The 12549-nt window shown below is 50.8% G+C and carries 20 protein-coding genes; 15 read left to right on the top strand and 5 right to left on the bottom strand.

Going from position 1 to position 12549, the window contains the following annotated elements; all coding sequences use genetic code 11:
- From rpsH to NYE92_RS12795, 15 genes are all read left to right on the top strand, one after another.
- Positions 1-393, top strand: coding sequence for a 30S ribosomal protein S8 (gene rpsH / locus NYE92_RS12865; protein ID WP_013027465.1), 393 nt, complete (start codon positions 1-3; stop codon positions 391-393).
- 13 nt (positions 394-406) lie between these two features.
- Entirely contained in the window at positions 407-940 is a 534-nt protein-coding gene (rplF, locus tag NYE92_RS12860) for a 50S ribosomal protein L6 (protein ID WP_013027464.1), read from the top strand.
- Positions 941-949: 9 nt separating this feature from the next.
- Complete coding sequence (rplR, locus tag NYE92_RS12855) at positions 950-1303, top strand: 50S ribosomal protein L18 (RefSeq protein ID WP_013027463.1); 354 nt, start codon at positions 950-952, stop codon at positions 1301-1303.
- 14 nt (positions 1304-1317) lie between these two features.
- The gene (rpsE, locus tag NYE92_RS12850; RefSeq protein ID WP_006120595.1) at positions 1318-1818 is read left to right on the top strand and encodes a 30S ribosomal protein S5; all 501 of its coding nucleotides are present in this window, start codon (positions 1318-1320) and stop codon (positions 1816-1818) included.
- Positions 1819-1823: 5 nt separating this feature from the next.
- Complete coding sequence (gene rpmD, locus NYE92_RS12845) at positions 1824-2003, top strand: 50S ribosomal protein L30 (RefSeq protein ID WP_013027462.1); 180 nt, start codon at positions 1824-1826, stop codon at positions 2001-2003.
- Between the two features lie 3 nt (positions 2004-2006).
- Positions 2007-2441 (top strand): 50S ribosomal protein L15, encoded by a 435-nt coding sequence (gene rplO, locus NYE92_RS12840; protein ID WP_009087579.1) that lies wholly within the window; start codon positions 2007-2009, stop codon positions 2439-2441.
- Between the two features lie 7 nt (positions 2442-2448).
- Positions 2449-3780, top strand: coding sequence for a preprotein translocase subunit SecY (secY, locus tag NYE92_RS12835; protein ID WP_013027461.1), 1332 nt, complete (start codon positions 2449-2451; stop codon positions 3778-3780).
- A 32-nt stretch (positions 3781-3812) separates the two neighbouring features.
- Positions 3813-3929: a 50S ribosomal protein L36 gene (rpmJ, locus tag NYE92_RS12830; RefSeq protein ID WP_004160566.1), complete on the top strand. Its 117-nt coding sequence runs from the start codon at positions 3813-3815 to the stop codon at positions 3927-3929.
- 144 nt (positions 3930-4073) lie between these two features.
- Entirely contained in the window at positions 4074-4430 is a 357-nt protein-coding gene (gene rpsM / locus NYE92_RS12825) for a 30S ribosomal protein S13 (RefSeq protein ID WP_003850176.1), read from the top strand.
- Between the two features lie 16 nt (positions 4431-4446).
- Positions 4447-4836 (top strand): 30S ribosomal protein S11, encoded by a 390-nt coding sequence (gene rpsK / locus NYE92_RS12820; RefSeq protein WP_004160563.1) that lies wholly within the window; start codon positions 4447-4449, stop codon positions 4834-4836.
- A 33-nt stretch (positions 4837-4869) separates the two neighbouring features.
- Entirely contained in the window at positions 4870-5490 is a 621-nt protein-coding gene (gene rpsD, locus NYE92_RS12815; protein WP_013027460.1) for a 30S ribosomal protein S4, read from the top strand.
- Positions 5491-5515: 25 nt separating this feature from the next.
- Positions 5516-6505, top strand: coding sequence for a DNA-directed RNA polymerase subunit alpha (locus tag NYE92_RS12810; RefSeq protein WP_007891688.1), 990 nt, complete (start codon positions 5516-5518; stop codon positions 6503-6505).
- 40 nt (positions 6506-6545) lie between these two features.
- Positions 6546-6932, top strand: coding sequence for a 50S ribosomal protein L17 (gene rplQ / locus NYE92_RS12805; protein ID WP_003850180.1), 387 nt, complete (start codon positions 6546-6548; stop codon positions 6930-6932).
- Positions 6933-7025: 93 nt separating this feature from the next.
- Positions 7026-7394 carry a DnaJ family domain-containing protein gene (locus NYE92_RS12800; RefSeq protein WP_014594754.1) on the top strand — a complete coding sequence of 123 codons (369 nt, stop codon included), beginning with the start codon at positions 7026-7028 and terminating at the stop codon, positions 7392-7394.
- Positions 7395-7479: 85 nt separating this feature from the next.
- Entirely contained in the window at positions 7480-7740 is a 261-nt protein-coding gene (locus NYE92_RS12795) for an alternative ribosome-rescue factor A (RefSeq protein WP_013027458.1), read from the top strand.
- Here the strand turns inward: NYE92_RS12795 and mscL are convergent.
- The 5 genes from mscL to def all read right to left on the bottom strand — a co-directional run bounded on the left by mscL (position 7715) and on the right by def (position 12453).
- Positions 7715-8125: a large-conductance mechanosensitive channel protein MscL gene (mscL, locus tag NYE92_RS12790; RefSeq protein WP_013027457.1), complete on the bottom strand. Its 411-nt coding sequence runs from the start codon at positions 8123-8125 to the stop codon at positions 7715-7717. The genes NYE92_RS12795 and mscL overlap by 26 nt on opposite strands.
- Positions 8126-8232: 107 nt before the next feature.
- Positions 8233-9609 carry a Trk system potassium transporter TrkA gene (gene trkA / locus NYE92_RS12785; protein WP_013027456.1) on the bottom strand — a complete coding sequence of 459 codons (1377 nt, stop codon included), beginning with the start codon at positions 9607-9609 and terminating at the stop codon, positions 8233-8235.
- A 17-nt stretch (positions 9610-9626) separates the two neighbouring features.
- The gene (gene rsmB, locus NYE92_RS12780; RefSeq protein ID WP_014604875.1) at positions 9627-10928 is read right to left on the bottom strand and encodes a 16S rRNA (cytosine(967)-C(5))-methyltransferase RsmB; all 1302 of its coding nucleotides are present in this window, start codon (positions 10926-10928) and stop codon (positions 9627-9629) included.
- 47 nt (positions 10929-10975) lie between these two features.
- Positions 10976-11920: a methionyl-tRNA formyltransferase gene (fmt, locus tag NYE92_RS12775; RefSeq protein ID WP_013027454.1), complete on the bottom strand. Its 945-nt coding sequence runs from the start codon at positions 11918-11920 to the stop codon at positions 10976-10978.
- 20 nt (positions 11921-11940) lie between these two features.
- Positions 11941-12453, bottom strand: coding sequence for a peptide deformylase (gene def / locus NYE92_RS12770; protein ID WP_013027453.1), 513 nt, complete (start codon positions 12451-12453; stop codon positions 11941-11943).
- Positions 12454-12549 lie beyond the last annotated feature (96 nt).

Raw genomic sequence — 12549 nt, 5'->3', positions numbered from 1 at the left:
ATGAGCATGCAAGATCCGATCGCGGATATGCTGACCCGTATCCGTAACGGTCAGGCCGCGAACAAAGTTGCGGTCACCATGCCCTCCTCCAAGCTGAAATTGGCAATTGCCAACGTGCTGAAGGAAGAAGGCTTTATTGAAGATTTTAAAATCGAAGGCGACATCAAGCTGGAACTGGAACTGACTCTTAAGTATTTCCAGGGTAAAGCTGTTGTAGAAAGCATTCAGCGAGTAAGCCGTCCCGGCCTGCGCATCTATAAGAAAAAAGATGAGCTGCCAAAGGTAATGGCTGGTATGGGTATCGCTGTCATTTCTACATCGAAAGGTGTCATGACTGATCGTGCAGCGCGCCAGGCTGGTCTTGGTGGCGAAATTATCTGCTACGTAGCGTAATCGGAGGAATAAAATGTCTCGTGTTGCTAAAGCACCTGTCGTTATTCCTGCCGGCGTAGAGGTAAAACTCAACGGTCAGGTAATTTCGATTAAAGGTAAAAACGGCGAGCTGACTCGTACTATCAATGATGCTGTTGAAGTTAAGCATGCTGACAACGCTCTGACTTTCGCTCCGCGCGAAGGTTTCGTTGACGGCTGGGCGCAGGCGGGTACTTCTCGCGCGCTGCTGAACGCAATGGTTATCGGTGTTACCGAAGGCTTCACTAAGAAGCTGCAGCTGGTTGGTGTTGGTTATCGTGCTGCCGTAAAAGGCAACGTAGTTAACCTGTCTCTGGGCTTTTCTCATCCAGTTGATCACCAGCTGCCCGCGGGTATCACTGCAGAGTGTCCGACTCAGACTGAAATCGTGCTGAAAGGCGCTGATAAGCAGGTGATCGGCCAGGTTGCAGCTGACTTGCGCGCCTACCGTCGTCCTGAGCCTTATAAAGGCAAGGGTGTCCGTTACGCCGACGAAGTCGTGCGTACCAAAGAGGCTAAGAAGAAGTAAGGTAACACTATGGATAAGAAATCTGCTCGTATCCGTCGTGCGACCCGTGCACGTCGCAAGCTCAAAGAGCTGGGTGCTACTCGCCTGGTGGTACATCGTACCCCGCGTCACATTTACGCACAGGTAATCGCCCCGAACGGTTCCGAAGTTCTGGTTGCTGCTTCTACTGTAGAAAAAGCTATCACTGAACAACTGAAGTTTACCGGTAATAAAGAAGCCGCAGCTGCTGTAGGTAAAGCTATTGCAGAACGCGCAATCGAAAAAGGCATCACTGGTGTTTCTTTCGACCGTTCCGGTTTCCAATATCATGGTCGCGTCCAGGCACTGGCAGATGCTGCCCGTGAAGCTGGCCTTCAGTTCTAAGGTAGAGGTCTAAGATGGCACACATCGAGAAACAAGCTGGCGAACTGCAGGAAAAACTGATCGCGGTAAATCGTGTATCTAAAACTGTAAAAGGTGGTCGTATTTTCTCCTTCACCGCACTGACTGTAGTGGGTGATGGTAACGGCCGCGTTGGTTTTGGTTACGGTAAAGCGCGTGAAGTTCCAGCAGCGATCCAGAAAGCGATGGAGAAAGCCCGTCGCAATATGGTTAATGTCGCGCTGATCAACGGCACCCTGCAGCACCCTGTTAAAGGTGCGCACACTGGGTCCCGTGTGTTCATGCAGCCGGCTTCAGAAGGTACCGGTATCATCGCCGGTGGTGCAATGCGCGCCGTTCTGGAAGTCGCTGGAGTACATAACGTTCTGGCAAAAGCCTATGGTTCCACCAACCCGATTAACGTGGTTCGTGCAACTATTGACGGTCTGGGCAATATGAAGTCTCCGGAAATGGTCGCTGCTAAGCGTGGTAAATCCGTTGAAGAAATTCTGGGGTAATCACGATGGCTAACACTATTAAAATCACCCAAACCCGTAGTTCAATCGGCCGCTTGCCTAAGCATAAAGCCACTCTGGTTGGCCTGGGTCTGCGTCGTATTGGTCATACCGTAGAGCGTGAAGATACGCCAGCTGTACGCGGTATGGTCAACGCGGTTTCCTACATGGTTAAAGTGGAGGAGTAAGAGATGCGTTTAAATACTCTGTCTCCGGCCGAAGGGTCTAAGCACGCTACCAAGCGTCTGGGTCGTGGTATCGGTTCTGGCCTCGGAAAAACCGGTGGTCGTGGTCACAAAGGTCAGAACTCTCGTTCTGGCGGTGGCGTACGTCGCGGTTTCGAAGGTGGTCAGATGCCTCTGTACCGTCGTCTGCCGAAGTTCGGTTTCACCTCTCGCAAAGCAATGATCACCACAGAGATTCGTCTGTCTGATCTGGCGAAAGTTGAAGGCGGTATCGTCGACCTGAACGCGCTGAAAGCAGCCAACATTGTCGGTGTTCAGATTGAATTCGTTAAAGTAATTCTTTCTGGTGAAGTTTCTGCACCGGTAACGGTTCGCGGCCTGCGTGTCACCAAAGGTGCTCGTGCTGCAATCGAAGCTGCTGGCGGTAAAATCGAGGAATAAGTAGCAGATGGCTAAACAACCGGGATTAGATTTTCAAAGTGCCAAAGGTGGCTTTGGTGAACTGAAACGCAGACTGCTGTTTGTAATCGGTGCACTGATTGTCTTCCGTATTGGCTCTTTTATTCCGATCCCTGGTATTGATGCCACTGTACTTGCCAAACTGCTTGAGCAACAGCGTGGCACCATCATTGAAATGTTTAACATGTTCTCTGGTGGTGCTCTCAGCCGTGCTTCTATCTTTGCTCTGGGTATCATGCCGTATATTTCGGCATCGATTATTATCCAGCTGTTAACGGTGGTTCATCCCGCGTTAGCTGAAATTAAGAAAGAAGGGGAGGCTGGCCGTCGTAAGATTAGCCAGTACACCCGTTACGGTACGTTGGTATTGGCCATATTCCAGTCAATCGGTATTGCTACCGGTTTACCGAATATGCCTGGTATGCAAGGCCTGGTAATGAATCCAGGCTTTGCATTCTATTTTACCGCTGTTGTGAGTCTGGTTACCGGGACAATGTTCCTGATGTGGCTGGGCGAACAGATAACTGAGCGTGGTATCGGTAACGGTATTTCAATCATTATCTTCGCAGGTATTGTTGCGGGTCTTCCGCCGGCCATTGGCCATACCATCGAGCAAGCGCGGCAAGGTGACCTGCACTTCCTTCTGTTGCTGTTGGTTGCAGTTCTCGTATTTGCAGTGACCTTCTTTGTTATTTTCGTTGAGCGTGGTCAACGCCGCATTGTGGTGAACTATGCCAAACGTCAACAAGGTCGCCGTGTATACGCTGCACAGAGCACACATTTACCGTTGAAAGTGAATATGGCAGGGGTTATCCCGGCAATCTTCGCTTCCAGCATTATTCTGTTCCCGGCAACGATTGCATCGTGGTTCGGGGGCGGTACCGGTTGGAACTGGCTGACAACAATTTCGATGTATTTGCAGCCAGGACAGCCGCTTTATGTGCTACTCTATGCGACTGCTATCATCTTCTTCTGTTTCTTCTACACGGCGTTGGTTTTCAACCCGCGTGAAACAGCAGATAACCTGAAGAAGTCTGGTGCATTCGTACCGGGAATTCGTCCGGGAGAGCAAACGGCGAAGTATATCGATAAAGTAATGACGCGGTTAACCTTAATCGGTGCCCTCTACATTACCTTTATCTGCCTTATCCCGGAGTTCATGCGTGATGCGATGAAAGTTCCTTTCTACTTTGGCGGTACATCACTGCTCATCGTAGTGGTCGTCATCATGGACTTTATGGCTCAAGTGCAAACTCTGATGATGTCAAGTCAGTACGAGTCTGCATTGAAGAAAGCTAACCTGAAGGGCTACGGCCGTTAATTCAGGTGGTTGAGAAGTTACGGAGAGTAAAAATGAAAGTTCGTGCTTCCGTCAAGAAATTATGTCGTAACTGCAAAATCATTCGCCGCGACGGTGTCGTTCGTGTGATCTGCAGCGCCGAGCCAAAGCATAAACAGCGCCAAGGCTGATTTTCACATATTTTTCTTGCAAAGTCGGGTTGAGCTGGCTAGATTAGCCAGCCAATCTTTTGTATGTCTGTACGTTTCCATTTGAGTATCCTGAAAACGGGCTTTTCGGCATGGTACGTACATATTAAATAGTAGGAGTGCATAGTGGCCCGTATAGCAGGCATTAACATTCCTGATCAGAAACATACCGTTATCGCTTTAACCTCGATTTTCGGTATTGGTAAGACTCGTTCGAAAGCCATCTGCGCTTCAACGGGCATTGCTGAAAATGTTAAGATCAGTGAGCTGTCTGAAGAACAAATTGATCAGCTGCGTGATGCAGTTGCTAAATTCGTTGTAGAAGGTGATCTGCGCCGTGAAATCACCCTGAGCATCAAGCGTCTTATGGACCTTGGTTGCTACCGTGGTTTGCGCCATCGTCGTGGTCTTCCGGTTCGCGGTCAGCGCACCAAGACCAACGCACGTACCCGTAAGGGTCCGCGTAAACCGATCAAGAAATAATCGGGGTGAGTAAATAATGGCAAAGGCACCAGTTCGTGCACGTAAGCGTGTAAGAAAACAAGTCTCAGATGGCGTGGCTCATGTCCATGCTTCTTTTAACAACACAATCGTTACCATTACTGATCGTCAGGGTAACGCACTGGGTTGGGCAACCGCCGGTGGTTCCGGTTTCCGCGGTTCACGTAAATCCACTCCGTTTGCTGCTCAGGTCGCTGCAGAGCGCTGTGCAGAAGCGGTAAAAGATTACGGTATTAAGAACCTGGAAGTTATGGTTAAGGGTCCGGGTCCGGGTCGCGAATCAACAATTCGTGCACTGAACGCCGCTGGTTTCCGCATCACGAATATTACTGATGTGACTCCGATCCCTCATAACGGTTGTCGTCCGCCGAAAAAACGTCGCGTATAACGCCCCGTTTTTTAGGATAGTTGGAGAAAGAAAATGGCAAGATATTTGGGTCCTAAGCTCAAGCTGAGCCGTCGTGAGGGCACTGACTTATTCCTTAAGTCTGGCGTTCGCGCGATTGATTCCAAGTGTAAAATTGAACAAGCTCCTGGTCAGCACGGTGCGCGTAAGCCACGTCTGTCTGACTACGGCGGCCAGTTACGTGAAAAGCAAAAAGTTCGTCGTATGTACGGTGTTCTTGAGCGTCAGTTCCGTAACTATTACAAAGAAGCAGCACGTCTGAAAGGCAACACCGGTGAAAACCTGTTGGCTCTGCTGGAAGGCCGTCTGGACAACGTCGTTTATCGTATGGGCTTTGGTGCCACGCGTGCGGAAGCACGTCAGCTGGTGAGCCATAAGTCTGTTCTGGTAAATGGTCGCGTTGTTAACATCGCTTCTTATCAGGTATCTCCGAATGATGTCGTTAGCATCCGTGAGAAAGCCAAAAAGCAATCTCGCGTGAAGGCCGCTCTGGAGCTGGCTGAGCAGCGTGAAAAGCCAACCTGGCTGGAAGTTGATGCAGCTAAGATGGAAGGTGTGTTCAAACGTATTCCTGAACGTACCGATCTGTCTGCGGACATTAACGAACACCTGATCGTCGAGCTTTACTCCAAGTAAAGCTTAGTACCAAAGAGAGGACACAATGCAGGGTTCTGTGACAGAGTTTCTAAAACCGCGCCTGGTAGATATCGAGCAAGTGAGTTCGACGCACGCCAAGGTGACCCTTGAGCCTTTAGAGCGTGGCTTTGGCCATACTCTTGGTAACGCGCTGCGCCGTATTCTGCTTTCATCAATGCCGGGTTGCGCGGTGACCGAGGTTGAAATTGATGGTGTACTGCATGAGTACAGCACCAAAGAGGGTGTACAGGAAGATATCCTGGAAATCCTGCTCAACCTTAAAGGTTTGGCGGTAAGAGTTCAGGGCAAAGATGAAGTTATTCTTACCTTGAATAAATCTGGCATTGGCCCTGTGACTGCAGCCGACATTACCCATGATGGTGATGTCGAAATCGTCAAGCCGCAGCATGTGATCTGCCATCTGACCGATGAAAACGCATCTATTAGCATGCGTATCAAAGTTCAGCGTGGTCGTGGTTATGTGCCGGCTTCTGCCCGAATTCATTCGGAAGAAGATGAGCGCCCAATCGGCCGTCTGTTAGTTGACGCTTGCTACAGCCCTGTAGACCGTATCGCCTACAATGTTGAAGCAGCGCGTGTAGAGCAGCGCACCGACCTGGACAAGCTGGTCATCGAAATGGAAACCAACGGCACAATCGATCCTGAAGAGGCGATTCGTCGTGCGGCAACCATCCTGGCAGAACAACTGGAAGCTTTCGTTGACTTACGTGATGTACGTCAGCCGGAAGTGAAAGAAGAGAAACCAGAATTCGATCCGATCCTGCTGCGCCCTGTTGACGATCTGGAATTGACTGTCCGCTCTGCTAACTGCCTTAAGGCAGAAGCTATCCACTACATCGGTGATCTGGTACAGCGTACTGAGGTTGAGCTGCTTAAAACGCCTAACCTTGGTAAAAAATCTCTTACCGAGATTAAAGATGTGCTGGCCTCACGTGGTCTGTCTCTGGGCATGCGCCTGGAAAACTGGCCACCGGCAAGCATTGCTGATGAATAACCCGATCACAGGTTAAGGTTTCACTGAGAAGGATAAGGTCATGCGCCATCGTAAGAGTGGTCGTCAACTGAACCGCAACAGCAGCCATCGTCAGGCTATGTTCCGCAACATGGCTGGCTCTCTGGTTCGTCATGAGATCATTAAGACGACTCTGCCGAAAGCCAAAGAGTTGCGCCGCGTAGTTGAGCCGCTGATTACTCTTGCCAAGACCGACAGCGTAGCTAATCGTCGTCTGGCATTCGCCCGCACTCGTGATAACGAGATCGTGGCAAAACTGTTTAATGAGTTAGGCCCGCGTTTCGCGAGCCGTGCAGGTGGTTACACTCGCATTCTGAAGTGTGGCTTCCGCGCTGGTGACAACGCTCCGATGGCATACATCGAGCTGGTTGATCGTCCAGAAGCTCAAGCAGAAGCTGCGGCAGAGTAATCTGTTGCAACGTGAAAAACCCGCTTCGGCGGGTTTTTTATTGTCTGCAGTTCCGCGTCTGCTACGCTTGTCATGTTATGAAGGAGGCGAACAATGTGGTTAATTGATCAGCTTGTTGAACAGCATATCAAAGCGGCGCAGGAGAAAGGCGAGCTGAGTAACCTGCCGGGCGAAGGTGCGCCGCTGCAACTTGAAGACGACAGTCAGGTTCCACCTGAGCTGCGTGCAGGATTTCGACTGTTAAAAAATGCAGGCTTCCTGCCCCCGGAACTCGAACTCCGGCGCGAAGCGCTGCAGGTCAGCGATCTGTTACACCATTTAGATCCTGACGATCCTGAGAGACTGATTCAGACACAACGGCTGCTGCTGCTGAAGGTTAAACTTCGTCAGGCCGGTATGAGCACAGATTTTCTGAATGGCGAATATGGCCGCGCAATTAAGCACAAAATTTCGCCAGATTAGCATGTTTTATGTCGTCAGCATCCGCGTATAATAGTGGCTGCTGCATCTTTAACAGCCTTATTTCTATCAACAACACGGAGAAATTATGTCCAGTTATCGCCATACGAAAGGGCAAATACAGGATAACGCCTTACAGGCATTGTTACACGATCCTCTCTTCAGACAGCGGGTCGAACAGAAACAAAAAGGGAAGGGCAGTTTCAAACGTAAAGCAAAACATGGAAAAGGAAAAGACTGGGAGGCCAGTGATAAGCAAGCCGTTTATCACTGGCCTTCTGCTTTTTGGGCACAAAAAAGCCGCGTTGAAGCGGCTTCGTCGTTTAAATTTTCGTGTTTTGTTGTTTAAGTAAGTCGCGAATTTCGGTCAGAAGCAGTTCTTCGTTTGAAGGTTTGGGGGCCGGTTTTTCCACTTCTTTCTTTTTATACAGTTTGTTCATCAACTTGATTGCCATGAAGATAGCAAAAGCAACAATGATGAAATCAAATACGGTTTGCAGGAAAACACCATATTCCATGACGACAGCGGGCGCATTACCTACGGCGGGTTTAAGCACCCAACTAAACGATTTGAAATCAACGCCGCCAATCAGCAAACCCAAAGGTGGCATAATGATGTTCGCCACCAATGATGAAACAATTTTACCAAATGCCGCACCAATGATGACACCGACGGCCAGATCAACCACATTGCCGCGCATCGCAAAATCACGAAACTCTTTGAATAAACTCATACTTCTCTCCTTGCCTTAGCCAATGCCATAAAGTTTAACAAAGCTTGCCATATTTGCCATTGCTGCGAACAATTTGCTAAATGATGTCAGACACAGCCCTGAATTTTTTACAGGAAGAACGGACTTGGCTGAAACAGGCGTTCGACGTCCGGTACAAATTTCTTATCGGTTAAAAACATGACGACGTGGTCGCCCTGTTCAATACGCAGGTTGTCATTCGCTATCATCACATCATCGCCGCGAACCACCGCACCAATCAATGTGCCTGGTGGAAGCTTGATATCATCAATTGACCGTCCCACCACGCGTGAGGTGGTTTCATCACCGTGCGCAATGGCTTCAATGGCTTCGGCAATACCGCGGCGTAAAGACGAAACGCCTACAATGTCCGCTTTGCGCACGTGCCCTAACAGGGCTGAAATCGTGGCCTGCTGTGGCGAAATGGCAATATCAATTACGCTGCCCTGGACCAGATCGACGTAAGCCCGTCGTTGTATCAGCACCATGACTTTCTTGGCACCCATTTTTTTAGCCAGCATGGCCGACATAATATTCGCTTCGTCATCGTTGGTGACGGCAATGAATAAGTCGACCTGCTCGATGTGCTCTTCCGCCAGCAGCTCCTGATCGGACGCATCACCATAGAACACCACTGTATCATGTAACTGTTCTGCCAGCTCGGCAGCACGCTGAGGATTACGCTCAATGAGTTTGACGCTGTAATTTTTCTCAAGCCGCTGCGCCAGGCCAAAACCAATATTTCCGCCGCCCACCAACATGATGCGTTTATAGGGTTTTTCCAGCCGCTGCATTTCACTCATGACTGCACGAATATGCTGGCTTGCGGCAATGAAAAAGACCTCATCCCCTGCTTCAATAATGGTGGATCCCTGTGGACGGATAGGGCGATCCTGACGGAAGATTGCCGCCACGCGCGTATCGATATGTGGCATATGGTCCCGCAGGATCGACAGCGGATTGCCTACGAGCGGACCGCCATAATAGGCTTTGACAACGGCAAGACTGACCTTACCTTCGGCAAAGTTAACGACCTGCAGTGCACCAGGATACTGAATCAGACGATATATGTTGTCGATGACCAGTTGCTCAGGCGAAATCAAATGATCGATGGGCACGGCTTCAGGAATAAACAGTTTATCGGCGTCGCGCAGATAGTCCGCCGCACGGATACGGGCGATGCGATTTGGCGTGTTGAAAAGCGAATAAGCGATTTGGCAGGCAATCATATTGGTTTCATCCGAGCTGGTCACGGCAACCAGCATATCGGCATCCTCTGCACCGGCCTCACGGAGAATACGTGGGTGAGAACCATGGCCCTGCACGACACGTAAATCAAATTTGTCCTGCAGTTGGCGTAACCGCGTTGAGTCTGTATCCACAACGGTAATATCGTTATTTTCACCAACCAGGTTTTCTGCCAGTGTGCCGCCAACCTGACCAGCACCAAGAATTATGATTTTCATCGCTTATCAATGCCTTTTCAGAGTGGACCCGTGCGTTTCACCAGCTTAGCGTAGAAAAAACCATCTCCGCCTTCTGCCTCGGGAAAGACCTGCCAACCGTTCAGGGGCGCGCCGGACAATGAAACCGCTTCCGCATCAGCGTGACGCTCGATGAACTCGCTGATTTGCCGCTGGTTCTCGTCCGGTAAGACAGAGCAGGTTGCATAGATCATCGTACCGCCGGGTTTGAGCAGCGGCCAGGTCGCATCCAGAATTTCACGTTGTAATGCGGCCAGCTCGGCAATGTCGCGATCGCGACGTAACCACTTAATGTCGGGATGCCGGCGGATAACGCCGGTCGCTGAGCAGGGCGCATCCAGCAAAATGCGGTCAAACTGACGTTGGTCGCACCACTGCTGCGGCGTGCGCCCATCGCCCTGTTTTACCTCGGCGGTCATCCCCAGACGAGTCAGATTTTCATTCACGCGTTTCAGTCGTTGGGCATCAACATCGACAGCAAGCACCTGTGCCTCGGGAGCAATCTCCAGAATGTGGGTCGTTTTCCCTCCCGGCGCCGCGCAGAGATCCAGAATCTGCTCACCGTTTTTTGGCTCAAGCAGAAGCGCACAGCGTTGAGCGGAGAGATCCTGTACCGTAAACCAGCCTTGCTCAAAGCCAGGCAGCAGAGTAACCGGTGCAGGCGCCGCAAGACGCAGCGCTTCTGGCACATCTTGGGCGACAGCAGCACTCTTCTCCTCTGCGGTGAGGCGCGCCAGCCAGCTGTCACGTGAATGATGTTGGCGATTAACACGCAACCACATCGGTGGTCGCTGGTTGTTTGCCTCAACAATTTGCTGCCACTGCTCTGGCCATGCCTGCTGAAGCCGGTTCAGTAACCAGCCCGGATGAAGATGACGCTGAGGACCATCCTGAATACTGGCAAGAAGGGCTTCCTGCTGACGCTGGAACTGGCGCAAGACGCCATTGATTAATCCTTTCAGGTTTGCGCGTTTCAGCACCTCCGCCCCGGCCACTGTCTCCGCTAATGCTGCATGAGCGGGCACGCGTGTATAAAGTAGCTGATATAAGCCCACCATAATCAGGAAATGCAGCGTACGCTGCTTACCCGTTAAGGGACGTTCCATCAGTTTGCCGATCAGCGCTTCCAGCTGCGGTAACGTGCGCAGTACACCAAAGCAGATCTCTTGTACCAGGGCAGCATCTTTATCTGAGAGTTTTTTCTGTGCCGCGGGCAAGGCGGTATTGAGTGATTCGCCTTTATCGACAACGCGTTCGATCAGTTGAGCAGACAGGCTACGAAGATTGGTTGATTTAGTCATAAGATAGTGCCATCAAGCAAAAGGCCCGGTTTTGCCGGGCCTGAGGGTCAGTCCAGAAGCGTGCCGGTTTCAAACCATTCACGGCGCGAGTTAAGCAGGTCCTGTGCTGACATCGTTTTTTTACCGGCGGGTTGAAGCTGAAGTAAATTCAGCACGCCGTCGGCAGTGGCAATGTGAATGCCGTGTTTGTCAGCCTGGATAATCTCTCCCGGCTGCTTGTTGACATGAGGTAAGACGCTGGCTTGCCAGACTTTCACCGGCTGGTCATTCACCATAAAGAAGCTTATCGGCCAGGGATTAAAAGCACGAATGCAGCGTTCCAGCTGTTCAGCCGATAACGTCCAGTTAAGGCGCGCTTCTTCTTTGCTCAGTTTTTCTGCGTAGTTAGCCAGACTTTCATCCTGCTGAACGGCCTGCGCGTTACCGTCACGTAACTGGGATAATGTGGTCATCAACCCTGCCGGACCCAGATCTGCCAGCTTATCGTAAAGCGTTGCGCTGGTGTCTTCAGCGCTAATCGGACAGGCGAGTTTTAACAACATGTCACCCGTATCCAGCCCGACATCCATCTGCATAATGGTCACGCCGGTTTCGCTGTCACCCGCCCAGAGTGCGCGCTGAATAGGCGCGGCGCCACGCCAGCGTGGTAACAGGGAACCGTGCACGTTGATACAACCCAAACGGGGCATCTCAAGCACGGTTTTTGGCAGGATGAGCCCATAAGCGACGACAACCATGACGTCAGCCTGTAAGTCTGCAACCAACTGTTGGTTTTCGGCCGGGCGCAGGGATTGGGGTTGAAATACCGGAATGTTGTGAGCCTGGGCCAATGACTTGACCGGGCTGGCAGTCAACTTATTGCCGCGACCTGCAGGACGATCCGGCTGGGTGAAGACGCCGACAATCTGATGCTCAGAAGCAAGCAGCGCGTCAAGATGACGCGCTGCAAAGTCTGGCGTGCCAGCAAAGATAATTTTAAGCGGAGCAGACACGTTTATCCCTTATTCCGATCTCAGGAAGCCTGAGCATTTTGACGCGCCAGCTTTTCTAACTTTGTTTTAATGCGCTGACGCTTTAAAGGCGAAAGATAATCGATGAACAGCTTACCATCGAGATGGTCGATTTCGTGCTGGATGCAGATAGCAAGAAGATCACCGGTTTCAAGTTCGAAGCTTTTACCCTCGCGGTCCAGTGCACGGACTTTTACCCGCTCGGCACGAGGCACAAAGGCACGTTGCTCAGGAATAGACAGGCAACCTTCTTCGATACCCGTTTCACCGCTCTTTTCCAGCAGCTCAGGATTGATTAAGACCAGGCGTTCGTCGCGGTTTTCAGAGACATCAATCACAATGATGCGCTGATGAATATCCACCTGCGTCGCGGCAAGGCCGATACCTTCTTCGGAATACATGGTTTCGAACATATCATCGACGATACGCTGAACGTCCGCGTTAACTTCTTTAACAGGCGCGGCAATTTTGCGCAGGCGCTCGTCAGGGAAATGTAATACCTGTAAAACTGACATAAATATCCAGATATAAATTCTAAAAGGGAAAGATTACTTCCTCATATTGTAGACTTTTTACTACCCGATTGACAGCATTCTGCGGAGGGACGCGAT

The sequence above is a fragment of the Pantoea sp. B566 genome, from assembly GCF_024793925.1.
Taxonomy (GTDB): domain Bacteria; phylum Pseudomonadota; class Gammaproteobacteria; order Enterobacterales; family Enterobacteriaceae; genus Pantoea; species Pantoea ananatis.
This window is presented reverse-complemented; position numbering and strand designations above follow the sequence as displayed.